Origin of the sequence: Aliivibrio finisterrensis, from assembly GCF_008933155.1 — a bacterium.
Classification (GTDB): Bacteria; Pseudomonadota; Gammaproteobacteria; order Enterobacterales; family Vibrionaceae; genus Aliivibrio; species Aliivibrio finisterrensis.
Genome location: NZ_WBVP01000008.1, coordinates 48,282 through 72,201, shown reverse-complemented (window position 1 = coordinate 72,201; position 23,920 = coordinate 48,282). Strand labels below are relative to the sequence as shown.

The following is a 23,920-nucleotide window of genomic DNA, read 5'->3' as shown; positions in this document are numbered from 1 at the left end:
ACAATTCACTGGCTTTTTATTCGATTACTTCAATCTTGATGAAGCTAAGTAGAGTTATATTACATATCTACTTTTAGACGTTGGAAGTATTCGTCGTATAGCGCGCTTGCTTCACCGACTTCATCTTGCCATTCGCCTGAATCCATAACTTCTTGTGGTGGGAAGATATTTGGATCATTCGCAAACTCTTTTGGAAGAAGAGGATATGCTGATTTAACAGGTGTTGGGTAACCAATTTCTAGTGCGATTTTAGCTGCATTCTCAGGACGTAGTAAGAAATCCATCATTTCATACGCTGCGTCTATATTTTTTGCGCCAGCAGGAATCGCTAGGCTGTCCATCCAGAAAATTGCACCTTTATCTGGCCATACGATTTGAATGTTGGCACCTTCTTCACGCGCCATATAAGCTGAACCGTTCCAAAGCATACCAACACTTGTTTCGCCGGCTAAGTACGGGTTTGCAGGGAAGTCTGAGTTAAATACCAAGATGTTTGGCAGTAATTTTTTCAACTCTTCATAAGCGGCTTTGATTTCATCAGGATTAGTTGTATTTGCTGAGTAGCCAAGCTTTGTTAATGCAATATGGAAAACTTCGCGTGAATCATCCATCATCATTAACTGGCCTTGCCATTTTTCATCCCAGAAGTCATTCCAAGAGTGAAGTTCATTCGGATTCATCATATCGGCATTAATACCAATACCTGTTGCGCCCCAGATGTATGGGATAGAGTAGTTGTTGTTTGGATCAAAAGGCTTATTGAGGTAGTTTGGATCTAAATCTTTAAAATGAGGAAGTTTAGATTTATCAATCTTTTGTAGCATGCCTTCTTTGCGCATTTTAGATACAAAGTAGGTAGAAGGAACAACTAGGTCGTATCCAGAACCTTGAGTTTTTAACTTAGCGTACATGCTTTCGTTAGACTCATAAGTTGAGTAATAAACTTTGATGCCGGTTTCTTTTGTGAAGTCTTCAAGCACTTCATTAGGAATATATTCTGACCAGTTATAAAAATAGAGCTCTTTATCTGCAGCTTGTGCATTACCAGCGATTAAGGCTGCAGCGCACAGTCCTGTAGAGACGAGAGTTGTCCACTTTTTCATTTCCTTCTCCTATTAAGATGAAAGGTGTTCCATTAATTAGTTGTACAGTATAACCATTTTTAAGAATTACTTCATTGCTTTATAAAACAATATCTTGGCTTTAATCAATTAATATTGATAAATCAGTTAGTTGAAAACCTATAGCGCAGATACAAAAATGGCAGCGATAAACGCTGCCATTAATTAAGGTCAGTAAAGGGTTAGGTTACTGTCCGGCTTTTAGTTTTAAGAAGTACTCTTCATATTTCACTGTCATGTCGCCAACAGCTGATTGCCATTCAACACGGTCAAGATCTTCTTGAGACGGGAATAGTGGAGCAATATCTTTAAATTTGTCATTTGATGCTTTAACAGCAGTCAAGTAGCCTGTATCTTTAGAAATACGCTCTGCAATGTCAGGACGAAGTAAGAAGTCGATCATTTTATGAGATGCTTCTACGTTTTTAGCGCCAGATGGAATTGCAAAGTTATCAACCCAACCGATACCGCCTTCTTTAGGGAAGATCAGTTTAATTGGTAAACCTTCAGCTTGTGCAGCAGCTGCAGAACCATTCCAAAGCATACCAAGGCCCACTTCGCCAGCCATGTATGGTGCTGCAGGGTTATCTGAGTTAAATACTAATACGTTTGGCATTAGTTTTTGTAGCTCAGCGTAAGCTTCGTCGATTTCTTTTGGATTTGTTGAGTTACCTGAGTAACCTAATTTGCGTAATGCAATGTGGAATACTTCACGAGTATCATCCATTAACATTAACTGACCTTCAAACTCTGGGTTCCACAGATCAGCCCAGCTATTGAAGTCATCTGGGTTGTACATTTCTGTGTTTACAGCAAGACCTGTGATCGCCACCACGTGTGGAATAGAGTATTCATTTTTAGGATCAAATGGCTTGTCTAAGTAGTTTGTGTCCAATTGAGCAAAGTTTGATAGCTTTGACTTATCAATTGGTTGAAGCATTTTTTCGTCGCGCATTTTTGCAACGAAATAAGTCGAAGGAACAACAAGATCGTAGCCTTTGTTGTGCGCCTTCATTTTTGCGTATAACGTTTCGTTCGACTCATACGTCGAGTAGATAACCTTAATACCAGTCTCTTTAGTAAATTCTTCTAAAATATCACTGTTGATGTATGGTCCCCAGTTCATGAATACCAATTCATCATTTTCTTTTGCGTTAGCAACATTCATTGTTAGTGCTAAAGCACAGGCGGTTCCAGTAAAAAACGCAGCCATTTTGTTCATTGATTGACTCTCCATTAGAGTGATAAAAAAGAAGACATGTCGAACAAAAGGCATGTCTTCCAGATTCTATTGTTTATCTAAACAATTGATTTTTTGAATTTGAAACTTACTTTATTTTTTCTCTTGCTAACAGTTGTGATAGCACAACCAAGGCAAGTGAAACAATTAACATAACAGTAGCTAGGGCATTAACCTCAGGTGAAATACCCACTTTAACCATTGAGTAAATCTTCAGTGGTAAAATTTCGTAAGTCGGTCCTGTCACAAATGAACTGATGATCACATCGTCCAGTGATAGGGTAAAGCTTAATAGCCAGCCGGCTGCTACAGCAGGTTTTGCTAGTGGAAGAATAATTTGCTTCAAAATTACCCATTCACTTGCACCTAAATCTCGTGCTGCTTCTAACATTTTCACATCAAAGCCTTTTAAGCGGCTATAAACTGTGACTACCACGAATGGTAAACAGAAAGTGATGTGAGCAATTAATAGTGTTAAAAAGCCAAGTTCAAAACCTATTACTAAGAAAATAGCCAGTAATGAAATTGCCATTACGATATCAGGTGACATCATTACTACAAATAATAGTCCATTAACGAATTTTTTGCCTTTAAACTGATAACGAAAAAGGGCAACCGCCGTTAAACTGCCAATAATGGTGGCAGCGGTACCTGAAATTACTGCGATAGTAATTGAGTGCCAAGCTGCTTGCATTAAACTGTCATTACTGACTAGAGCTTCATACCATTTTGTAGTGAAGCCGCCCCATTTCATACCAAATTTACTTGCGTTGAATGAGTTTGCAATCAGAACAATGATTGGAAGGTATAAGAAAAGATATACCAAACTCATAAAACTAAATCTAATTGTGCGTCCCATTAGTCTAGATCCGCCTTTTTATTTAATAACTTGCCTGCACGGTAGTAAGCGTAGAGCATTAACGCCATTGCTAAGGTGAGGGCGATACTGGTTGCTGCACCAAATGGCCAATCACGAGCGTTTAATACTTGGCTCTTAATTACGTTACCGATTAGTAGGTTTTTCGCACCGCCTAAGAGGTCAGAAATATAGAACATGCCAAGTGCTGGAAGTAATACTAATAAACAACCACCAATGATACCTGGCATCGTTAATGGCAATACAATCTTCCATAGTGTTTGAAGTTTGTTTGCACCTAGATCACGAGCCGCTTCTAAGTAAGTACCGTCAAGTTTTTCAATCGCTGAATACAGTGGCAAAATCATGAAAGGCAATAGGATGTATACCAAACCAATCATTACTGCGCTTTCTGTGTACATAATACGTAATGGTTTATCTATGATATCCATAGCGATTAAGCTTTTATTTAAAATACCTTGAGTACCTAACACAATTTTTAAGCCATAAGTACGGATTAATGAGTTAGTCCAAAAAGGAACAATAATTAAAAACAGCATAAATGGACGCCATCTTTCAGGCATTTTAGCAACGATGTAGGCGAATGGATAACCCACAACCAAACAAATTAACGTTGCAACAATGGCCATATAAAATGAATGCCAAAGCACTTTTGCGTATAGCGGATCAAAAAGACGCAGATAGTTATCCATCGTAAACGTCATTTCGATTAAATTTGCTTCATCACGAGTTAAGAAGCTCGTACCGATGATCATTACATTTGGAATGAAAACGAACAGCAGTAACCAACTAACAATAACCGTGATGATGATATTTTGGAGATTAAACTTCTTGTTCATCTGCTAACACCACTTCCCAGCTTTCAACCCAAGTAATTGCTACTTTTTGACCTAAAGAGTGATCAACATCTGGATCATCTTCATTAAAGAACTCACTGATCATTACACGCATACCTGAATCTAATTCAAGTACAGAGTCTAAAGTCATGCCTTTATATGTGCGCTCACGAACATATCCAGTAATGCCTTTGTTATCAGACTCTTTGATTTCTTCTAGGCGTAAATCTTCAGGACGAAGTAATACCTTCACTTTATCGCCAGGTGCAACATCAAGGTCACAGTAAACGACAGCGGATGTATCTTCGATCTCTGCTCTAATACGTTTTTCATCAAGGCGCTCTAGCACGGTTGCAGCGAACACGTTGATTTCACCAATAAAGCGAGCAACAAATAAGTTCTTTGGTTCTTCGTAAATTTCACGAGGAGTGCCGTCTTGTTCAATAACACCATCACGCATTACGATAATACGGTCAGACATTGAAAGAGCTTCTTCTTGGTCGTGAGTTACAAAGATAAAAGTAATGCCCAATTGACGTTGTAATTGTTTAAGCTCAATTTGCATTTGTTTACGTAATTTGTAATCAAGTGCAGACAAAGATTCATCTAAAAGAAGAACTTTAGGCTTATTAACCACTGCGCGAGCAATAGCGATACGTTGTTGTTGGCCACCAGATAACTGATGAGGTTTACGATTTGCCATTTGTGCTAAACGAACCATTTGCAACGCTTCTGTTACGCGAGGTTCAATTTCATTATTTGGCACATTTTGCATGCGTAAACCAAAAGCAACGTTTTCAAATACCGTCATGTGTGGGAATAGGGCGTAGCTTTGGAATACGGTATTCACATGCCTCTGTTCAGCGGGTATTGACGTTACATCTGTCGAATCCAGTAAAATTGTTCCAGCATCAGCAGTTTCAAAACCTGCGATCATGCGTAACACTGTGGTCTTACCACAACCTGATGGGCCAAGAATGGTTAAAAACTCGCCGTGATTAACATCTAAATCGAAATTAGAGATCACTTCTTTGCCATCAAAACTTTTTGAAATGCCTGTTAATTTAATAACGGCTTCTTTTTCGGATTGTTGTGTAACGTTCAATGTCTTTTTATCTCCGCCTTGGGTAGTGATACCGCGCTTAGTATTATGGATGTAAGATGGGATTTCGGGCGCATGATAGACCCCAAGTTACGATATGAAAAGTGTTTTTTATTTGATTGCCCTATTTTTTTTCTAATAAGCTACTTTTTATCCATTGTGTGCTCATTCATTGAGCTTCATTATAGACAATTATCAGCCACTTGATTGGTTTTATTACAAATAAATCTCCTTTTTTTTGAAGATTTGTAAAATTCTTTTTTATGAATACTGCACTAGCTTAATGAAAACCGTATAATCGACTCATGTTTTATAGTGGTAGACAAAAATGAGTGACCAACCAAAAGAAAAAAAGTTTATTCTTGGTGGGAGTATTGAAAAAGCGATGGCAGGGGATTTTGAATTAAGCCCTGTTAGCGTACTTCAAGAAGCTTGGCAAAATACAATTAAACATTTTTTCACGTTTTCTCCAGCAATTTTGTTGCTTACATCTTCGTATATGGCCGTCTTTTTTGTGGCTTTACAAATACAGCTGGGTGATCCTGCGGTGTTATTTCATGCATTTCTTGGTGAGACGGAACTAACAACTAAGATATCTTATGCTGCTTTTGTTGCAGGGTTAAGCGCACAAGTAATTATTTCGCCATTAACGGCAGGCGCCAGTTTGATGGGAATGAGTCATGCCGCTGGTTTTAAATGTCGTACTAATTATATTTTTAAAGGATTAGCGTCTGCTGGAATGGTCGCATTAGTGACGATTTTATCGGAAGTGCTGCAAGGCTTAGTGAATATCTATTTGCCAATGGTTGCACTGTACTTATCAATGGCTTTTGGCTTCGCTGTACTTTTAGTATGTGAGAAAAAAGTACCACCGCTAAAAGCCCTGCTATATTCATTTAGAGCAACAAATAAAAAATTAACATCAATGCTGCTGATTCATGTTGTGATTATGCTAGCGTTAGTCTTTGGCATTGCATTATATGGTGTTGGTTTAATTGTGGTAATGCCGTTTATTTTCAATGTGAAAGGAATTATTTATCGCAATATGTTTGGTGTTACTTTAAAAGTAATGGTGAAGGATGATAAAGGTAATTCTGATAATCCGAACCAAGATGTTAACAATGATATTTTCAACGCGTGAGTTTATTATGATTAAAAAGACGATTGTTTTGTTCGCTGTTTTATTGATGGCAGCGTGTACACCAAAAGAAAAAGTGCCTGACTTTAAAGCATTCACAGATGTAAAAGAGAAAAAAGCGGCGTTTTTCAATTTTATGTATCCTGCAGTAATCGCTGAAAATGCTCGTGTACAGAAAGAGCGTGAATTTATAGAGTCATTAGTTATGAAGTTGGATAATGATTCTGGCATTACCTCTAAAGAATTGGATAAGGCAACTAAGTTAGGTGAACTTTATAAAGAAAAGCTAACGGATGCTGGCGTGAATGCAGATTGGGTTAACGCGATGCTAGTCAAAGTAGATTACATTCCTGCGCCTTTAGTATTAAGCCAAGGGGCAAATGAATCGGCATGGGGGACCTCTCGTTTTGCTCGCGAAGCCAATAACTACTTTGGTCAATGGTGTTACACTAAAGGTTGTGGTGTGATTCCTAGTAAGCGTAATGAAGGTGCAGCGCATGAAGTTGCAAAGTTTAATTCATCACAAGAGGCGGTTCACGCTTATTTTATGAACGTTAACCGCAACAATGCCTATGCTGAACTTCGTGTTATTAGAGAAAAACTACATAGCTCTCCAGAAGCATTGACACCAGAACAAGAAGCAAATGCATTAGCGCATGGGTTAATTCGTTATTCTGAGCGTGGTGAAGCTTACGTAGAAGAGATCCAAGCGATGATCCGTCATAATAGACAGTATTGGAGATAAAATGAAAAAATGGATTGGTGCGACAACGTTGTCACTGTTGTGTTTGGCGTTACCAGTTAAAGCTGAGCAGTATCGTTTTACTTATTCGAAACTGTATTACCAGTTAAAAGTGAATCAAAAAGAAGGGCATGATGATGTTCGCATGGCATTGTTCTTCAATGATTCTCAGACAGGTAAAGCATGTCAAATAACCAAAGCATGGATGGAAAAAGAAGAGCATTACGAAGAATTTACGATTCCAAGTAATCAGGAATTGACTCTTCCTATTGATGACAATTTAAAATCAGCCAATCCATTAGTTTATATTCAAACTGAAGAGGGAAAACAGTGTGATATTTCGATGGAAGTTATTGCAAATCAGCGCTTTGATGGCTCAGTTTCGATTAAAGAGTTAAAAGAACTCGCTATTCAAATGGATGCAATGCTTGCTGATATCGGTGGCATGTTCTCAAGCTACTTTATGCCTGATGTTGAAGGCATTACATTTGTTTTTGGTGACACTGTCACTGAAGCTGTCAAACTGTCAAACGGTAAGGATCTTTCTTTAAAAAATGGAAGAACTACAGTTAGTCTTGAAAAATATGTTGATGATGTGCGTATTTTATTGCCTGCTGAACCGTTGAAAGTAACTCCCTGGCTAGCCAAATAAATCTATTTATATCCGTATATAATACCAATCTACATAAGTATTTGATCATTCTTGCTTGTTAAAATCGATTATATCTGCGTTATACCTTTCTATTGCAAAAATCAGGTGTAATTAGACCCACTAGTTACTGTAATTTATGCCTTGCTCTAATCGATTTTTCCTACGCAATTATCTGAACAACTACTTATCCAGAATGGTATAAGCATAATAAAAAAGGCGCTAACTTTAAAAGTTAACGCCTTTTTGTGCATACATGAAATATTACTCTACAGTAATAACATCAAGTTTTAGTGATGGGTCAAACTCTGTAACAGCGTCATCAGCATTAATATGCTGTACAGGCATTTCTTCTTTATCAAAGCCGATATCACCACCATTAATAACACCAGAGTCGCGGTTAATACTTTTGAAATCAAACGTATTAAAATCGGCTAAATGGCTAGGTACTACGTTTTGCATTGCTGTGAACATTGTTTCAATGCGTCCTGGGAATTGCTTATCCCATGTGTTTAGCATTTGTTTAACGTTCTGACGTTGCATGTTTGGTTGTGAGCCACATAGATTACACGGAATAATCGGGTAGTTACGCATATCAGCGTACTTGATAATGTCTTTTTCACGACAGTAAGCCAGTGGGCGAATAACAACGTGCTCACCATTATCAGAAACTAATTTTGGTGGCATACCCTTTAATTTACCGCCATAGAACATATTTAAGAACATAGTTTCTAAAATATCATCACGATGATGCCCTAATGCAATCTTAGTTGCACCAAGTTCTTTTGCGGTACGGTAGAGAATACCACGGCGTAAACGTGAACATAATGAACAAGTCGTTTTGCCTTCAGGAATTTTATCTTGAACGATAGAGTAGGTATCTTCTTCTACGATCTTGTATTCAACGCCCAGTTCTTCTAGATATTCAGGAAGAATATGAGAAGGGAAACCAGGTTGCTTTTGATCAAGATTCACAGCAATTAAGTCAAATGAGATTGGCGCATTTTTCTTTAAGCTCATTAAGATATCAAGCATAGTAAAGCTATCTTTACCGCCAGAAAGACATACCATGATACGATCGCCATCTTCAATCATGTTGTAATCAACAATGGCATTACCTGTATTACGGCGGATCTTCTTTTGAAGCTTATTAAAATTATATTGCTGCGCTTTGGTTAATTCGCTCATTTACTTACTCTAACCTAATGATGGAACTGATAAGGCGGGTATTATACCCAATCAAATTCAATAAGCGAGTTTCCACAAAGATTATTTTGGAATGCTAAACAAGGGCTACTTAAGTAACCCTTATTTCTTACGTTATTAATGAAGATAATATTAGATATGATTAGGGTCTAATGGACTAATATATCCCTCAGGTTTTAGCGCTAATATATCACTATTGAGTAAGTCTAATGTGTTCTCAGCAGTATTTCCTATAAAGATAGCAGATAGACCGGTTCTTCCTGTTGTACCAAGAATAACAAGCGCTGCGTGTAATTCATCTTCTACTTCAGAGATAATTTCTTCTGTATGCCCTTCATATACGTGTGTTTGTTCTTCAGGGATACCATGCTTTTGTCTTAGTGCTTTCATTTCTGTTAAATGATGACCACGAATTGCGTCTTTGTATTGTATTGCATCAAACTCAGGCAGTTCGGCATGAATTGAAGGTGGGGTTGAAGGATAAGCATTGACTAGGTGTGGTGTTGAGTTAAGAACCTCTGCAAAATATTTAGCTTCATCGACCATTTTATCATTGAGCGTTAAGTGTGTTGGATTTTCGGAACCTACGTGTACTGAAGCTAATATATTACCATTTTCTGGCCATGTTCTCTCTTTTACAAGAAGCACAGGAATAGGGGACTTACGTAATAAATGCCAGTCAGTTGGAGTAAAAAAAACGGTTTCTAATTTTGCGTGCTGGCGAGTAGATTTCACTAATAAATTATAGCTGCCATTAAAGATTTCATTGACGATGGCTTCATATGGCCGATTATGCCAAACCATTTTCACTTTGATAGTAACATGTTCTGGAATAAGATAATTATTGATAATCTCATCAAACATTTTCACTTTTTGAGAGACAACACCATTTCTCATAGCTGTACGCTCATCAGCAGATAGCATAGATGTCATTTCATAAGAAAAATCATACGTTGTGCAAAATAACGTTATTTCAGAAGATTTTGTGCTGCGCTTTGCTATATCTAGCGCACGGTCTAAAGCGGGTTGTTCATCCTGATCAATTATCCCAACAACAAGTATTTTACGGTAGCGGTTCATATTAACCTCCTTGGTAAAAACCAATTCATAAAATCATTTTCTTTTCTTTACTTTAGCAGTTTGAAGGGGAATATGGAGAAATTAGATATAAAAAAGTGAGGTACATCAGAAGATATACCTCACTTTTTAAATGTTTCTATTTATATAATTTACTTAATTTCTTTTGCTGATCCAGCAAGTTGAGCTAAAGCATCATGATCATTGATTGTGATGTATTTACCTTTAACTGCTAACATTTCACTTTTTTGGAAACGACCTAATAAACGGCTGATTGTTTCAACAGTTAACCCAAGGTAATTACCAATATCACCACGAGTCATTGTTAAACGAAACTCTCTTGGTGAGAAACCACGCTGATGGAAACGTGTCGATAAGTTATATAAGAATGCCGCTAAACGTTCTTCTGCATTTTTCTTAGACAGCAGCAAAATCATCTCTTGATCGCCTTTGATTTCGTTACTCATCAAACGCATGATTTGTTGACGAAGTTTTGGCATTTTACCCGATAGATCATCAAGGATTTCATAAGGTATTTCACATACCATAGATGTTTCAAGAGCTTGAGCAAAGCTTGGGTGCTCAGCATCAGTGATAGCATCAAAGCCAACAAGGTCACCCGCTAAGTGGAATGCAGTGATCTGCTCGTCACCTTGTTCAGTAATTGTGTAGCTTTTGATTGTGCCTGAACGAATAGCGTATAAAGATTTCAATTCATCGCCAGCTTTAAACAGTTCCTGACCTTTTTGAATCGGTTTTTTACGTTCAATGATTTCATCAAGCTGATCAAGCTCAGACTCATTTAAAGTAAAAGGAATACATAATTGACTGATACTGCAATCTTGGCAGTGAATAGCACATCCGCCTGATTGGATTCGTTTGTTTGCTGAGTTATCTGACATCATCTCATTCAATGCTCTTATAATTGATATATGTCAATTTTAGCATTAACCAGTGCCAAAGTGGTAGCATAAATACAAAACTATGCAAAAATTTATAATTATATTAGTTGATGTAACGCAATATAAACAGTATGAGTACCATACGTTAATAATAACAATGCACTTATGTTTCTGGTGATTAAATTATTGATGAATGACTGAAGGGCATGAGCACCAACACCTACTAGAAACATGGCGGGAAGTGTGCCAATACCAAAAGCAAGCATGATTAATGAACCGTTAATCGCACCACCAGAAACGGCTGCCCAACTTAAAGTTGAATAAACTAAACCACAAGGAAGCCATCCCCATAAGAATCCAAAGGGAATCGCATGGAAAGGGGTTTTAAGCGGTAACAGTGGTTTTGTTAATGGAGATATATATTTCCATAATTGTTTACCAATGACTTCTAGATACACCAATCCTTTCCACCAATTTGCGATATACAAAGCAAGTAAGCACATAAGGATGCCAGCAAAGATCCTTAAATACACTAGCGCACTATAACTACCAGATGTAGAAGCAATAGAAACAAACACACCACCAATAATAAAACCGAACATTGAATAAGATAAAATTCGGCCACAATTATAGAGTAAAATAAACAGCCAACGAGGGTGCTTTGAATTAGTGGTGTTCATTGATATTACAGCAGAAATACCACCGCACATGCCTATGCAGTGGCCAGTACCCATCATGCCAACAAAAAAGGCTCCTAATAAATCAATGTTCATTTATCTTTTTCATTTACCGGAGGTTGTTCATCGAATAGTATTTCGGTACCTTGGCGATCGAGATCTTCAAATTGGTCGCTTTTAACAGCCCAAATAAAAATTGCTACGGCAACGCACACTAACATAATCGCTATTGGGATTAACAAATATAAACTAGCCATTTTCTTTTAATAACCTAAGAGAGTTAGAGACAACAATAATTGAGCTTCCCGACATTCCTACAACAGCAATGTAAGGTGCAACTAAACCCATGACAGCAAGTGGTAATATAACGGCATTATAACCTAAAGCCCACGCTAAGTTTTCGCGGATAATTTTACGAGTTTTCATCGCTAGTTCTCGAGCTTCAATAAGTCGAGTAAGGTTATCACCCAGAAGGATCATATCTGCAGAAGCTTTAGCAACATCAGTTCCAGATCCCATTGCTATGGAGAGGTGAGCTCCTGCAAGTGTTGGCGCATCATTGATACCATCACCAACCATCAAGCTGACTTCGTTTTTTGGTAATGATTTCAAGTAATCTAATTTCCCTTGCGGTGTTGCTCCGGAAATTACCTCATCAATATCCAAAGCATTAGCCACTTTCTCAACCGATGAGCTACTGTCACCAGTTAGCATAGTCACTTTAATGCCTAAATGATGCAATGATTGAATGAATGTTTTGCTTTCTTGACGAATTGGGTCATCTAAAGAAAAAGCGGCGACCGCTTGTCCATTTTTAGATAACCACACTTGGTAATCTTGATGATTTTTTAAGTGGCATTCTTGTGCAGCAAAGGCTTTATGGCCAATTTTCCATTCATCATTACCAATATATCCTTGCAAGCCAGAACCTATAATATTTTTTACGCTATCAAAATGAGTTTGAGTTGAATCTCTGTATTGTGAGAAAGCACGAGCAATAGGGTGATTAGCAAAAGATTCCATTTCAGCCGCTATTGTTTTTGCGGTTTCCTCTGACATATCAGTAAAGGAATGAACTTGAGTTAATCGAATATTTCCTTCGGTTAATGTTCCTGTTTTATCGATAACTAAGCGATTAACTTTGCACAGTGTTTCTAAAACATGGCCACGGCGAAGCATTAAACCAAGCTGTGCTAATCGAGAGGTTGAACAGGTAATGGCTGTTGGTGTTGCTAGTGATAAGGCGCAAGGACAAGTTGCAACGAGCACTGATAACATGATCCAAAAAGCATCATCTGGTTTTGTTTCATGCCAATAGAACCAAGTAAAGGCAGAGATAATTAAGATACCTGCTACAAAGTAACGAGCGACCAGATCTGCAATTTCAGCAACTTTAGGTTTCGACATTTGTGCTTCATCTTGAAGTTTAACAATGTTTGATATTAAAGAATCTGCTTTGGTTTTGGTTACCTTAATTGTTAAGTTACCATCACCATTAATGGTGCCAGCATAAACCGGATCAGTTTCTTTTTTAGCAATAGGCATCGACTCACCCGTAAACATTGATTCGTCAATAGCGCTGTAACCTGCGATAACAATACCATCTGCCGGTAGATGTTCACCTGGAGGAACAATAACAGTGTCATCAACATCAAGTATGCGCGCAGGCACTTTTTTCCCTGAGGTTAATGTTGCCATTACGGGGATAAGTTTGAGCAAGTTTCCTGTAATTGCGGCTGCTTTTCGACGTGCGCGCATTTCAAGGAATCGACCGAGCAATAAAAAGAAGGTAAACATGGCGACAGATTCAAAGAAAACTTCACCAGACTCTGTGACGGTTGCTACGACACTCGCGAAATAAGCAAATAACATCGCGATAGAGACGGGAACATCCATTCCTAGAGTTTTAGCTTTTAAGCTTCTCCATGCATTAATATAAAATGGCAGAGCAGAGTAAAGCATTACAGGTGTAGCAAAAACTAAGCTTACGTATCGAAGATAGTTTCTGAATTCCGAATCGAGATCACCAAAGACTTCTAAATATAATGCAACAGCAAGCATCATTACTTGCATGGTTGCTAGTCCTGCAATACCTAAACGATATAAGTATTGCTTCATTGAGCGGTGATATTCTTGTTCTTGTTTATCGGCTTCAAAAGGGGCTGCTTTGTAACCAAGTTGATGAATAAGAGTAAGCAGGGTACTTAATTTAGTTTCTTCTGGGTTCCAACTTAATAATGCTCTATGAGTAGAGGTATTTACTTTTATTTGATATATACCTTGTGCGTTGGCAAGTTTTTGTTCAATGAGCCAAGCACAGGCAGCACAAGAGACACCATCTAGTGACAATGTCACTTCTTTGTGGTTATCATTAGTTCGAATAAACTCTTTTTGAATTTCACTATGATCATAATGAGCTAATGCTTTTAACTGCTCAGGGATTAAATCCGCTTTATCGGCAGGGGCCGTACGATATTGATAATAAGAAGAAAGGCCATTTTCAACGATAGTTTGCGCTACTGATTCACAGCCTGGGCAACACATATCACGAGTTTCACCTAAAATATCAACTTGAAAATGTGAGCCTGATGGGACAGGCTCACTGCAGTGGTAACAATCCTTCGACATATGGTTTATTTACCTAATCTACTTACCTAAAGGAAAAAATTCTTCACTCGGGAAATTTGTGCGGCCTTGGACTATCCATGCGCTGTCATGTGGGAGTAATTCGATAAACCAAGGACCTTTTAATGGTTCATCTAATTGAAGACGATAAATACCCCTCGCATCTGATGTTAATACTTGCGAAAAATCGTGATTGGGAAGCGTTCTGTGAGTGAAGATAGCTTTTATTGCTGGATTATGTTCCAGTTTTCCTTTACCAAGTTGGATTTCAATTGTCTTATCTACGCTACGTACTTTGGCAAAAATAGATAACTCTTGAGCCACTTTGATTTTTGAAAGGTCGACGTTGATTGCTTTACCTTTCTTGTAATAATCTTCTGCGACTAAATCAACATCGTGCTCTACAAATAAAATGTAAGTTGATATACAAGCAACAACAACGGTACCAGGAAGGATGATGAGAAACCAAGGCCAAAACTGCTTATACCAAGGCTGAGACATAGTAACGATTCCTATTAAAGTCGAGCTATTAGCGCTTTATAAAAAAATTTTAATATAAGAGCGAAAAAAGCCCCTGTACATGCAGGGGCTAGTATATTTATTATTTGTTGCTTAGGCTCCAAACGTAGGCTGAGATAAGTTGTACTTTTTCTTCACCTAATACGTCTTTCCATGCAGGCATAACACCTTGGCGGCCATTGACTACTGATTCAGTAACTGCTGCGCGTGAATCCCCAAATAACCAATAGTTATCGGTTAGATCTGGAGCTCCTAACGCAGGGTTGCCTTTACCATCTGTACCATGGCATGCGGCACAAACGATGAAACGTTGTTTACCTGCAGCTGCTTCTTTAGTGTTAACTTTACGACCTGATAAGCTAAGAGTATAGCTCACGACTTCTTCTACGCCATCAACACCTAAAACATCCCCCCAGGCTGGCATATTACCAATACGACCATACATGATAGTTGTTTTGATTGCTTGTGGCTCACCACCATATAACCAAGCATTATCGGTTAGGTTAGGGAAGCCAATCATACCTCTTGCATCTGATGCATGACATTGTGCACAGTTTTGTAGGAACAAACGTTGACCTACTTTTAATGCATCATCATTTTTTGCTATATCAGTAATAGCTAATAATTCTGATGTTCCTGGCTTATATGCAAGATTTGCAAAAGTTTCTCCAAAGTTTGTATCTGCGTCATCTAATTCACGAGCAAATTGATCAAGTGTTTGCTCTTCATGAGCACGCTTAATAGATGCGTATGATTCGTCAATATTACGAACTAATTGGTTTGAACTTGTCCAGCCTAAAACGCCTTTGAAGTTGCCTAATCCTGGGTAAAGAATTAAGTAAATAACCGCAAAAGCAATCGTGGCCCAGAACATATAAGTCCACCATTTAGGGAGTGGATTATTAAGTTCACGAATACCATCGTATTCATGACCCATATCTTCACCTTCTTCAATTCCTGGTGTGTTTTTTAAGCAGAAACGAAGCAGTAAACCACACCCTATTAATGTACCAATACTAATGATACTTATCCAGAGACTCCAAAAAGTACTCATTGTTTATCAACTCCTGTCTTGTTTTGGCTTGAAGTATCTTCTTGTTCATCAGCAAAAACCAAGTTAGCGGCTTCATCGAAGCGAGCTTTTTGCTTTTTACTGTAAGCCCAAAAAATAATACCTACCATGCTTAAAAACAGAATAACTGTCCAAATTGCATGAATAGTTCCAGCATCCATAGGAACCTCCTTACTTCATTGCATGACCAAGTGATTGAAGATAAGCAATAAGCGCATCCATCTCAGTCTTGCCTTTAACCGCATCAGCCGCATTCTTTACGTCTTCTTCAGTGTATGGAACACCAAAGTTGTTACGGAAAATAGCAATTTTTTTCGATGTTAATTCAGCATCTAACACGTTGTCTACCAACCAAGGGAAGCCAGGCATGTTTGATTCAGGAACCACATCACGAGGGTTGATTAGGTGAACACGGTGCCATTCATCAGAATAACGAGCACCCACACGAGCTAGATCTGGCCCAGTACGCTTAGAACCCCATAAGAATGGGTGCTCCCAAACGCTTTCACCAGCAACAGAGTAGTGACCGTAACGTTCTGTTTCAGCACGGAACGGGCGGATCATCTGACTATGACAAACACTACAACCTTCGCGGATGTAAATATCACGACCTTCCATTTCTAACGGTGTATAAACACGTAAGTTTTCTACCGGTTCAGTTGTTTGTTTTTGGAACATTAGAGGAGTGATCTCAACTAATGCACCAAAGCTAATAGCAACAACGATAAGAACCGCAAGAAGGCCAACGTTTTTTTCTATGATTTCATGGCGATTAGAACTCATAACATGGTCTCCTTATAATACTGGCTGTGGAATTGCTTTTAGGCTGTTCTTCGGAGCAGAGATAGTTTTATATGCGTTGTACGCAAGTAAGAACATTCCTGACAAGAAGATTAAACCACCTAAGAATCTGACAAAGTAGAATGGGTAAGAGGCTTCTAGTGACTCAACAAAGCTGTATGTTAATGTGCCATCCGAATTTACTGCACGCCACATGAGACCTTGCATAACCCCAGAAATCCACATTGCCACAATGTAAAAAACCGTACCGATAGTCGCTAACCAGAAGTGAGCATTGATTAATGAGACAGAGTACATACGCTCTTGACCAAATAGCTTAGGAATTAAGTGATATAGAGAACCAATTGATACCATTGCTACCCAACCTAATGCACCAGAATGAACGTGACCAATTGTCCAGTCAGTGTAGTGAGATAGGGCATTTACTGATTTAATTGCCATCATCGGGCCTTCAAAGGTAGACATGCCGTAGAAAGACAAAGAAACAATTAAGAATCGAAGAATTGGGTCATAACGAAGTTTATGCCAAGCACCAGAGAGCGTCATAATACCATTAATCATACCGCCCCAAGAGGGTGCGAATAGAACTAATGACATAACCATACCTAGAGACTGAGTCCAGTCAGGCAGCGCTGTATAATGTAAATGGTGCGGGCCGGCCCAGATATAAAGTGATACTAGAGCCCAAAAGTGAACAATAGATAAACGGTATGAATAAACTGGACGCTCAGCTTGTTTTGGTACGAAATAATACATCATACCAAGGAAGCCTGCAGTTAGTAGGAAACCAACTGCGTTGTGGCCGTACCACCATTGTACCATCGCATCAACAGCACCAGAATAAATCGAATAAGATTTAGTCATAGATACAGGAACAGCAAGACTATTCACAATATGAAGAACGGCAACGGTTAAAATGAAGGCTCCAAAGAACCAGTTTGCAACGTAGATGTGAGATGTCTTACGCTTAAACAGGGTTCCAAAGAAAACGATGGCATACGCAACCCAAACCAGAGTAATTGCGATATCAATCGGCCACTCTAATTCTGCGTATTCTTTTCCTGATGTAATACCTAGAGGCAATGAAATTGCTGCTGCTAGAATAATTGCTTGCCAACCCCAGAAGGTGAACGCAACTAATGGACCACCAAACAAACGTGTTTGACAAGTACGCTGAACAACATAATAAGATGTTGCAAAAAGGGCACTTGTGCCGAATGCGAAAATCACTGCATTGGTATGCAGAGGTCGCAGACGACTATACGTAAGCCATGGTGTGTCAAAATTAAGTTGCGGCCAAACTAACTGAGCGGCAATTAGTACACCTACACCCATGCCAACAATACCCCATAGTATGGTAACTAAAGAGAATTGACGAACAACGGTATAGTTGTAGTTTTGTTCATGCTGCTGTACTTGGCTCATAATTGCATGCTTCCACTTTTATTATTAACTACACTTTACTTTCCATAGTGCGAACAATTTGTTCGCAATGCCATCCAAAATTCAATCCCTAATAATTAGATTTGTGACCCTTTTATTTTGAAATATCCTTTTTTAATGCAAAAATGGCATTTTCGGCGTCAATGATACTTCACTTCAAAATTGAATCATAGTTGATGCCCGCAGGAAGTTTACGGTTAAGCAACATTTTTTCATTTTTTTTGAACTAGATAACACAGGTTTTTTCAACTATGGCTGTAGAAAAGTTAACAGGTCCTCGTTTATTTCAACTTATCTTCTTGTTGGTGGTATTGATTGCCGCATTTACTTGGAGAACAATTACCTACAAAGATCCGATGGAGAGTGCAAAAAACAACCAAAACGCGACTGTTTGTAACATAACTGAAAAGTCTTGTGCTTTTAATATCGATAATAATCAAATCATTATTGATGTAAAAGAGCGTCCTATCTTGCAAAATACAGAGGTCAGCATCCTAGTTTCAGGTCTAAGTGATGCTTGGGAGATGGAAGCAACTGGCGTGAAGATGAACATGGGAACGTTAAAGTTCATGCCTTCGGTTAAGCAAAATGGCAAACAAATGTATTCAGTATTTGTACCAAAATGTAAACATAATGATATGGCATGGAATGTAGAAGTATCAAATAGCTCTCAAAAAATAAATGTGATTTTTAATTCCACAAAATGATAACTTTCAACGTGTTATTCTTTAAATGTGCAAAAATCAACCGCTCAATGACAAATTAGAGTTTGTTTAATAAAAATAAAACAATTTGGAAGGAATATGAAGATAATTAGCACAAATTCACAGAATAACGATTCAGGAAAAGCACTTGAATACTGTCTAAGTAACTTACTTGTTCATCCTATTGAACCGGATATTTTGTTGTGCTATTTCACTGAAGAACATGATAGTCACCTTATTATAAATACGTTAAAAAAGCGATTCCCTAATACCAAAATTCATGGCTGCACCTCATGCCGAGGGGTAATGACTGATCATGGATTTCTTGAGTGTTATTCAATTGCATTATGGGCACTCTATGATTCAAAGCATGGACGATATGGAACAAGTATAGCTAAACTTGATCACAATCATGAGGTCACTCAGCTTACAAAACAATTATTAGAAAAAGCAATTAAGGATAGTGGTCGCGAAGGAGAATTACCTGCATTGGTTTTACTCAATGCAACACCTGGACAAGAAGAGAAAATAATTACAGCAATAGATTAATATTTTGGGACGCCAATACCTCTTATAGGAGGAACCGCAACTGATAATAACGTACAGGGAAAGTGGTGTATCTTTACTCAAGATGACCTGCTTAGTTTTGGCATTTCTTTATCTGTTTTTTATCCCTCCTGTAAAGTGTCTTATTCCTTTCACTCTGGATATGCTTGCTCTTCAACATCAGGGATTGCAACAAAAACACACAATCGAATTATTTATGAAATTGACTATAAACCGATTATTGATGTTTATAAGCATTGGACTGAATTACCAATGGGGCTTGGAGATAAAATAAACCTTCATCTCAGCTTCTTCTCACAATAATTAATGATGTATTAGATATTTCAAGAATTGAAGCAGGAACTTTTATTCTAGATGAGCAACCAATTGATTTAATTAAAATCATTCATAGCGCCATTGATTATTTCATGGTGGATAGCTCAGGATAAATGCATAAAATTAACTGTGACAGTGTCACAGAATGTACCTATTAATGTCATTGCAGACCAAACACGCATTGCTCAAGTCATCTTCAATTTAGTGGGAAATGCCGTAAAATTCACCAATAACGGGTCGGTTTGTTTAAATATCAGTCTTTCTGATGGTGGTTTAATCTGCTTTTCAATTAAAGATACAGGAATAGGTATTGCTCGAGATATTACTGAGCAGTTTTTTAAACCTTTCATACAAGCAGATAGCTCAATTACCCGTCAATTTGGAGGGACAGGTTTAGGTTTATCAATCACAAAACGTCTTACGGAATTGATGAATGGTACCATTGAAGTTGAAAGCTTAATCGGCAAAGGAAGTACTTTTACTGTAAAGTTGCCATTGAAAGAAGCTGCGCCAATATCTAGAAAACTTTCGATAAATGAACTAATACCAGAGATAAGTAAACAATATTTATCCGTTTTAGTTGCTGAAGATAATAAAGCAAACCAAGCAGTAATGAAGTTACTATTAGAACGGCAAGGACATCAAGTTACTTTGGTTAAGAATGGTGTTGAAGTAATTCAAGAATGGTCTGATCATAACAATAACTATGATGTCATTTTAATGGATGTGTCGATGCCAATAAAAGATGGTATTAGTGCAACTAAAGAAATACGAGCTACAGGATCGCTAATTCCAATCGTTGCAATAACGGGCCATGCATTGCGTGAAGAAAAGAAATTATGCATTGATGCTGGAATGAATGATTTTGTTTCAAAACCAATAAGAACAAAGCAATTAAAAGCAGTATTAAGATCTTTAAATCTATAGAGATAATTTATAACTTTATGAAGATAATGTTTTTAAGCTAATAATCATTAGATAGATACGAAGTATTATTTAATGATTATTAGCTATTTTATGGTAAATACGATTATGGTTAAATTGATTGTTCTCGAAAGAAGTTATGCAGAAAGGGAAGCTATATGTACTTATATTTGGAGATTAGTAAACCCTATTTAACATAAGATATATAATGCGCACTGATGCGTATTTTAAAATGACCCGGGAATTGGCTGGTTTTGACTTAATTTAGCCAATTATCTGTAATTTATCTCTTTTGAATTTGTGCCTATTTAGGATTGCCATTAAACTAAGCCTAATTGTATTTATGTTACCTTGTCACGAGTTAAGTTTATTTTGGCTTCGCTGTTAATCTGGTATCTAAGGCTAAAATTCTATGTATATTAAAAAACGTGCTCTATTCACTTTAGTTTCTGTTCTGACATTATCTGGTTGTGCAAGTTACTCAATAACAGAAAAAGAAATGACTGATTATCTTTCAGATGAAATTCATGTAGACAAGTCTGTTGGTATTCCAGGTTTTCTATATGCTCAAGTAAATGTTGAAAATGTCGATGTTCACATTGGCCGCATTGCAGCTGATCGGATTAGTGTTTTTGCAAACACAACTGCTGATGTTCAAATGCTCGATGAAATAAAACAGAATCTGTCACTCACGTTAGAATTCAGCGCTGTGCCAGAATATGATAAAGAAACGGGTGAAATTTATTTGAAATCACTACGCTTGGAAAAATTTGAAGATAAAAACCAAAAATTATCACCAGAGTTAACGTCATTACTAAAGCCTGCAGTATCAATAATTGGCTACGCACTATCAAATGAACCCGCTTATAAGTTAAATTCAGATAAACTAAAAGAATCTCTTATTAAGTCAGCGGAACCTAATTTAGTTATAAAAAACAATAAGCTAGTGATTGAATTGTTTGATTGAAATAATAAATAATTTTTAGTTATAATGCATTAGGAGTTGGTATTAATCAGTATATTACTATTACATACTGATTAACTTTACATTGAGTATTTAAGTCTATTTTAATAACTCATGAAGATCGGCTTTAAGCGATGAGACTGTTTGACTGGCCTTTTCTGTTCTTGATGCTTCACTTAATAAATACTCTATCGTATCAGAAAGCGTAGAATCAAGATCTTGAGCACGCAGAGACAGTTTTTCCCACACTCGGTAATCTAAATCTATCGACTTTTTACGAGTATGTTCTTGTTCAGCATTAAAATGACGCTTTCTTTTTGCTCTTATCGCTTGTTTAAGTTTGTTTTCTAACTCTGGATTCATGTGTTTTTGAATCCACTCTAAAGCCTTAACTGGCTCATGTTCAAGTTTTAAAAATTCAGCGACCATTTGCTGTTGTTCGCTTGAATCAATATAGCAAGTAATTGATTCCCCCATACGATGCTTATTAAATAAATACATCCATTTCCAACCGGCTTCTAGGTTTTCAAGTTGTTGATATTTCATAAATAATAGGCTCGTATTTTAGGAGATTAAATTCGGGTGACAGTGTAACTCGCATTACTTAATTCTTCAATATAATTACTCTGCAATGGGACCAAGCTCTAAATGTTATGTATCGACTGAAAAATCAGACGAAACAAATTATGTCATGTATAATCGATTTTATTTTTTATTAATAAGTAAGCATGCCACTAGACACGCCATTTTTAATTGCGCCTCAATATGATCATATTCAAGATTCTTTGAATCAATCTTACCAGATAGACGCACAATCACCCTATTCTCTGCAGCCTCGATTGACTCAAGCTTTAGAGACTTTCTCTCTTATAAATGGTGTTAATATTCTTCAAATCAACGCGTTAGATAATCACGTGTATCGTGAATATATCGCTAATTGGTTAGTGTTGAATACTGCTCACTCAAAACAAGATATCACACCGGTAATCATTGTTGAGAGTTGTACTGATGCAGAGCTTTTTGGTGTGTATCACAATAAAAGCGATATTCTTGAGCCTGGTTTATTGCAAAAAGCCAATGGAGGCTTTCTTATTATTTCGCCGAGTCTGTTGCTAGCGAACCCTTATTTATGGCCTCGTTTAAAGAGCCTTTTACAAGGTCAATCAGTCTCTATCTCATCTAGCGATTCAAAATCACCAACTAAAGAAGAGCAACGTTTAACGAGCAATGTAAAATTAATCATTGTTGGCGACCGTGCACTATTAGGTGAGATTGAACAATTAGAGCCTGATTTATTGGCAGGCATGTCTATGTTTGCTGAATATGAATTTGACACCAAGGTAACAAGTGACAGCGTCACTAATTATTTGCAATTGATTGGTTCTCTATCACAGCAGCACTCACACCTTCCTTTAGAAAATGGTTTAGCCCTATTACCATTACTAAAAGCAGGAGCAAAAGAGTGTGAAGATCAAACACGACTAAATTTATGTTTACTGTGGTTAAATTCAGCTTTAGCACACGCTTCATTGGCCTCTTGCTCAAAAACACATATTGATGCTAATGATTTCAAAGCGTCGTTTGAAACTAAATACCATATTGAATCATACCTTCCATCTCGTGCGTTAGATGATATTTTAGAACAAAACATCTTCATTGAAACTGATGGCGAAAAAGTTGGCCAAATCAATGGATTAACGGTAGTGTCAGTTCCTGGCCACCCTATTTCTTATGGTGAACCATCACGCATATCTTGTGTAGTTCACGTTGGTGATGGCGAATTGTCGGATGTTGAGCGTAAGGTTGAGTTAGGCGGAGATCTCCATGCTAAAGGTATGTTGATTATGCAAGCCTATATTCTTAGTCAGTTAAATACGCATGAGCCATTACCTTTTACCGCTTCGATGGTATTTGAACAATCTTATTGTGAAGTTGATGGTGACAGCGCTAGCCTTGCAGAGCTTTGTGCTTTTTTAAGTGCTCTAGCAATTAAGCCTATCGATCAAAGTTTGGCAATTACAGGCTCGGTTGACCAATTTGGTATGGTTCAACCGATTGGTGGTGTAAATGAAAAAATTGAAGCCTTCTTCCAGCTGTGTGAAAAACGCGGGTTAACTGATAAGCAAGGTGTTATCATTCCAGAAACAAACGGAATTAATCTTGTTCTATCTGACGAGGTAATTCGTGCCGTTGAAGATAAACAGTTTACGATTTATCCAATTAGCCATGTTGATCAAGCTGTCGAACTTTTAACGGGCATGCCGTTACAATCCGAAGAGCATGAGTCGATTTTCTCTTTAATTGCTCAACATATTGAAGATGTTGAACATAATCCGTCTCAGTGTTCTGCGCTATTTTGTCGTATTAAAAACTGGTTTAACCAGAGCTGATCCGACTTGATAAGCGTACAAGTGTTAGC

General features: G+C 37.6%; 24 protein-coding genes and 1 pseudogene. 8 read left to right on the top strand and 17 right to left on the bottom strand.

Annotated elements, in window-relative coordinates; all coding sequences use genetic code 11:
* Nucleotides 1–59: 59 nt before the first annotated feature.
* The 5 genes from F8B77_RS08990 to potA all read right to left on the bottom strand — a co-directional run bounded on the left by F8B77_RS08990 (nt 60) and on the right by potA (nt 5,179).
* Nucleotides 60–1,103: an extracellular solute-binding protein gene (locus tag F8B77_RS08990; RefSeq protein ID WP_151655070.1), complete on the bottom strand. Its 1,044-nt coding sequence runs from the start codon at nt 1,101–1,103 to the stop codon at nt 60–62.
* 205 nt (nt 1,104–1,308) lie between these two features.
* Entirely contained in the window at nt 1,309–2,343 is a 1,035-nt protein-coding gene (locus tag F8B77_RS08985; protein ID WP_151655069.1) for an extracellular solute-binding protein, read from the bottom strand.
* Between the two features lie 106 nt (nt 2,344–2,449).
* A complete protein-coding gene (potC, locus tag F8B77_RS08980; RefSeq protein ID WP_130047366.1) occupies nt 2,450–3,220 on the bottom strand; it encodes a spermidine/putrescine ABC transporter permease PotC in 771 nt (256 codons plus the stop codon).
* A complete protein-coding gene (potB, locus tag F8B77_RS08975; protein WP_130047365.1) occupies nt 3,220–4,077 on the bottom strand; it encodes a spermidine/putrescine ABC transporter permease PotB in 858 nt (285 codons plus the stop codon). The genes potC and potB overlap by 1 nt, the downstream gene beginning before the upstream one ends.
* Nucleotides 4,061–5,179, bottom strand: coding sequence for a spermidine/putrescine ABC transporter ATP-binding protein PotA (gene potA / locus F8B77_RS08970; RefSeq protein ID WP_130047364.1), 1,119 nt, complete (start codon nt 5,177–5,179; stop codon nt 4,061–4,063). Before potA ends, potB begins: the two co-directional genes overlap by 17 nt.
* Before the next feature lie 325 nt (nt 5,180–5,504).
* On the opposite strand from potA, the gene F8B77_RS08965 reads away from it, so the two are divergent.
* Genes F8B77_RS08965 through F8B77_RS08955 form a run of 3 tightly spaced genes read left to right on the top strand, consistent with a single transcriptional unit; the run spans nt 5,505 to nt 7,708 of the window.
* A complete protein-coding gene (locus F8B77_RS08965) occupies nt 5,505–6,317 on the top strand; it encodes a DUF2189 domain-containing protein (RefSeq protein ID WP_130047363.1) in 813 nt (270 codons plus the stop codon).
* Nucleotides 6,318–6,324: 7 nt separating this feature from the next.
* Complete coding sequence (locus F8B77_RS08960; RefSeq protein WP_151655068.1) at nt 6,325–7,059, top strand: glucosaminidase domain-containing protein; 735 nt, start codon at nt 6,325–6,327, stop codon at nt 7,057–7,059.
* 1 nt (nt 7,060) lies between these two features.
* Nucleotides 7,061–7,708 carry a DUF2987 domain-containing protein gene (locus tag F8B77_RS08955; protein WP_151655067.1) on the top strand — a complete coding sequence of 216 codons (648 nt, stop codon included), beginning with the start codon at nt 7,061–7,063 and terminating at the stop codon, nt 7,706–7,708.
* Nucleotides 7,709–7,969: 261 nt separating this feature from the next.
* On the opposite strand, the gene ttcA is transcribed toward F8B77_RS08955, so the two are convergent.
* The 11 genes from ttcA to ccoN all read right to left on the bottom strand — a co-directional run bounded on the left by ttcA (nt 7,970) and on the right by ccoN (nt 18,009).
* The gene (ttcA, locus tag F8B77_RS08950) at nt 7,970–8,893 is read right to left on the bottom strand and encodes a tRNA 2-thiocytidine(32) synthetase TtcA (protein ID WP_151655066.1); all 924 of its coding nucleotides are present in this window, start codon (nt 8,891–8,893) and stop codon (nt 7,970–7,972) included.
* A gap of 150 nt (nt 8,894–9,043) precedes the next feature.
* Complete coding sequence (gene uspE / locus F8B77_RS08945; RefSeq protein WP_151655065.1) at nt 9,044–9,991, bottom strand: universal stress protein UspE; 948 nt, start codon at nt 9,989–9,991, stop codon at nt 9,044–9,046.
* Between the two features lie 149 nt (nt 9,992–10,140).
* Nucleotides 10,141–10,893, bottom strand: a complete 753-nt coding sequence (locus tag F8B77_RS08940) for an FNR family transcription factor (RefSeq protein WP_151655064.1) — start codon at nt 10,891–10,893, stop codon at nt 10,141–10,143.
* A 95-nt stretch (nt 10,894–10,988) separates the two neighbouring features.
* The gene (locus tag F8B77_RS08935) at nt 10,989–11,663 is read right to left on the bottom strand and encodes a sulfite exporter TauE/SafE family protein (RefSeq protein ID WP_151655063.1); all 675 of its coding nucleotides are present in this window, start codon (nt 11,661–11,663) and stop codon (nt 10,989–10,991) included.
* Nucleotides 11,660–11,824, bottom strand: a complete 165-nt coding sequence (gene ccoS, locus F8B77_RS08930; protein ID WP_151655062.1) for a cbb3-type cytochrome oxidase assembly protein CcoS — start codon at nt 11,822–11,824, stop codon at nt 11,660–11,662. Before ccoS ends, F8B77_RS08935 begins: the two co-directional genes overlap by 4 nt.
* Nucleotides 11,817–14,195, bottom strand: a complete 2,379-nt coding sequence (locus F8B77_RS08925; protein ID WP_151655061.1) for a heavy metal translocating P-type ATPase — start codon at nt 14,193–14,195, stop codon at nt 11,817–11,819. Before F8B77_RS08925 ends, ccoS begins: the two co-directional genes overlap by 8 nt.
* Nucleotides 14,196–14,213: 18 nt before the next feature.
* The gene (locus F8B77_RS08920) at nt 14,214–14,693 is read right to left on the bottom strand and encodes a FixH family protein (RefSeq protein WP_151655060.1); all 480 of its coding nucleotides are present in this window, start codon (nt 14,691–14,693) and stop codon (nt 14,214–14,216) included.
* A gap of 100 nt (nt 14,694–14,793) precedes the next feature.
* Complete coding sequence (gene ccoP, locus F8B77_RS08915) at nt 14,794–15,765, bottom strand: cytochrome-c oxidase, cbb3-type subunit III (protein WP_151655059.1); 972 nt, start codon at nt 15,763–15,765, stop codon at nt 14,794–14,796.
* The gene (locus F8B77_RS08910) at nt 15,762–15,944 is read right to left on the bottom strand and encodes a cbb3-type cytochrome oxidase subunit 3 (RefSeq protein ID WP_130044485.1); all 183 of its coding nucleotides are present in this window, start codon (nt 15,942–15,944) and stop codon (nt 15,762–15,764) included. Before F8B77_RS08910 ends, ccoP begins: the two co-directional genes overlap by 4 nt.
* Before the next feature lie 10 nt (nt 15,945–15,954).
* Nucleotides 15,955–16,566: a cytochrome-c oxidase, cbb3-type subunit II gene (gene ccoO / locus F8B77_RS08905; protein ID WP_151655058.1), complete on the bottom strand. Its 612-nt coding sequence runs from the start codon at nt 16,564–16,566 to the stop codon at nt 15,955–15,957.
* 12 nt (nt 16,567–16,578) lie between these two features.
* The gene (gene ccoN, locus F8B77_RS08900) at nt 16,579–18,009 is read right to left on the bottom strand and encodes a cytochrome-c oxidase, cbb3-type subunit I (protein ID WP_151655057.1); all 1,431 of its coding nucleotides are present in this window, start codon (nt 18,007–18,009) and stop codon (nt 16,579–16,581) included.
* 269 nt (nt 18,010–18,278) lie between these two features.
* On the opposite strand from ccoN, the gene F8B77_RS08895 reads away from it, so the two are divergent.
* The 4 genes and pseudogenes from F8B77_RS08895 to F8B77_RS08880 all read left to right on the top strand — a co-directional run bounded on the left by F8B77_RS08895 (nt 18,279) and on the right by F8B77_RS08880 (nt 21,504).
* Entirely contained in the window at nt 18,279–18,734 is a 456-nt protein-coding gene (locus F8B77_RS08895; protein ID WP_151655056.1) for a hypothetical protein, read from the top strand.
* A 96-nt stretch (nt 18,735–18,830) separates the two neighbouring features.
* Nucleotides 18,831–19,601: pseudogene (locus F8B77_RS08890) on the top strand (FIST signal transduction protein).
* 141 nt (nt 19,602–19,742) lie between these two features.
* Nucleotides 19,743–20,540: an ATP-binding protein gene (locus F8B77_RS08885; RefSeq protein ID WP_151655055.1), complete on the top strand. Its 798-nt coding sequence runs from the start codon at nt 19,743–19,745 to the stop codon at nt 20,538–20,540.
* Nucleotides 20,541–20,949: 409 nt separating this feature from the next.
* Complete coding sequence (locus tag F8B77_RS08880; RefSeq protein WP_151655054.1) at nt 20,950–21,504, top strand: YceB family lipoprotein; 555 nt, start codon at nt 20,950–20,952, stop codon at nt 21,502–21,504.
* A gap of 96 nt (nt 21,505–21,600) precedes the next feature.
* Here the strand turns inward: F8B77_RS08880 and matP are convergent, their stop codons facing one another.
* A complete protein-coding gene (matP, locus tag F8B77_RS08875; RefSeq protein ID WP_130047350.1) occupies nt 21,601–22,047 on the bottom strand; it encodes a macrodomain Ter protein MatP in 447 nt (148 codons plus the stop codon).
* Between the two features lie 182 nt (nt 22,048–22,229).
* Here matP and F8B77_RS08870 point away from each other — a divergent pair, with 182 nt between their 5' ends.
* Complete coding sequence (locus F8B77_RS08870) at nt 22,230–23,891, top strand: AAA family ATPase (protein ID WP_151655053.1); 1,662 nt, start codon at nt 22,230–22,232, stop codon at nt 23,889–23,891.
* Nucleotides 23,892–23,920: the final 29 nt, after the last annotated feature.

Coding starts and splice junctions, on each gene's coding strand:
- F8B77_RS08990 (WP_151655070.1), bottom strand. CDS start 1,103: ATGAAAAAGTGGACAACTCTCGTCTCTACAGGACTGTGCGCTGCAGCC.
- F8B77_RS08985 (WP_151655069.1), bottom strand. CDS start 2,343: ATGAACAAAATGGCTGCGTTTTTTACTGGAACCGCCTGTGCTTTAGCA.
- potC (WP_130047366.1), bottom strand. CDS start 3,220: ATGGGACGCACAATTAGATTTAGTTTTATGAGTTTGGTATATCTTTTC.
- potB (WP_130047365.1), bottom strand. CDS start 4,077: ATGAACAAGAAGTTTAATCTCCAAAATATCATCATCACGGTTATTGTT.
- F8B77_RS08965 (WP_130047363.1), top strand. CDS start 5,505: ATGAGTGACCAACCAAAAGAAAAAAAGTTTATTCTTGGTGGGAGTATT.
- F8B77_RS08960 (WP_151655068.1), top strand. CDS start 6,325: ATGATTAAAAAGACGATTGTTTTGTTCGCTGTTTTATTGATGGCAGCG.
- F8B77_RS08955 (WP_151655067.1), top strand. CDS start 7,061: ATGAAAAAATGGATTGGTGCGACAACGTTGTCACTGTTGTGTTTGGCG.
- ttcA (WP_151655066.1), bottom strand. CDS start 8,893: ATGAGCGAATTAACCAAAGCGCAGCAATATAATTTTAATAAGCTTCAA.
- uspE (WP_151655065.1), bottom strand. CDS start 9,991: ATGAACCGCTACCGTAAAATACTTGTTGTTGGGATAATTGATCAGGAT.
- F8B77_RS08940 (WP_151655064.1), bottom strand. CDS start 10,893: ATGATGTCAGATAACTCAGCAAACAAACGAATCCAATCAGGCGGATGT.
- F8B77_RS08935 (WP_151655063.1), bottom strand. CDS start 11,663: ATGAACATTGATTTATTAGGAGCCTTTTTTGTTGGCATGATGGGTACT.
- ccoS (WP_151655062.1), bottom strand. CDS start 11,824: ATGGCTAGTTTATATTTGTTAATCCCAATAGCGATTATGTTAGTGTGC.
- F8B77_RS08925 (WP_151655061.1), bottom strand. CDS start 14,195: ATGTCGAAGGATTGTTACCACTGCAGTGAGCCTGTCCCATCAGGCTCA.
- F8B77_RS08920 (WP_151655060.1), bottom strand. CDS start 14,693: ATGTCTCAGCCTTGGTATAAGCAGTTTTGGCCTTGGTTTCTCATCATC.
- ccoP (WP_151655059.1), bottom strand. CDS start 15,765: ATGAGTACTTTTTGGAGTCTCTGGATAAGTATCATTAGTATTGGTACA.
- F8B77_RS08910 (WP_130044485.1), bottom strand. CDS start 15,944: ATGGATGCTGGAACTATTCATGCAATTTGGACAGTTATTCTGTTTTTA.
- ccoO (WP_151655058.1), bottom strand. CDS start 16,566: ATGAGTTCTAATCGCCATGAAATCATAGAAAAAAACGTTGGCCTTCTT.
- ccoN (WP_151655057.1), bottom strand. CDS start 18,009: ATGAGCCAAGTACAGCAGCATGAACAAAACTACAACTATACCGTTGTT.
- F8B77_RS08895 (WP_151655056.1), top strand. CDS start 18,279: ATGGCTGTAGAAAAGTTAACAGGTCCTCGTTTATTTCAACTTATCTTC.
- F8B77_RS08880 (WP_151655054.1), top strand. CDS start 20,950: ATGTATATTAAAAAACGTGCTCTATTCACTTTAGTTTCTGTTCTGACA.
- matP (WP_130047350.1), bottom strand. CDS start 22,047: ATGAAATATCAACAACTTGAAAACCTAGAAGCCGGTTGGAAATGGATG.
- F8B77_RS08870 (WP_151655053.1), top strand. CDS start 22,230: ATGCCACTAGACACGCCATTTTTAATTGCGCCTCAATATGATCATATT.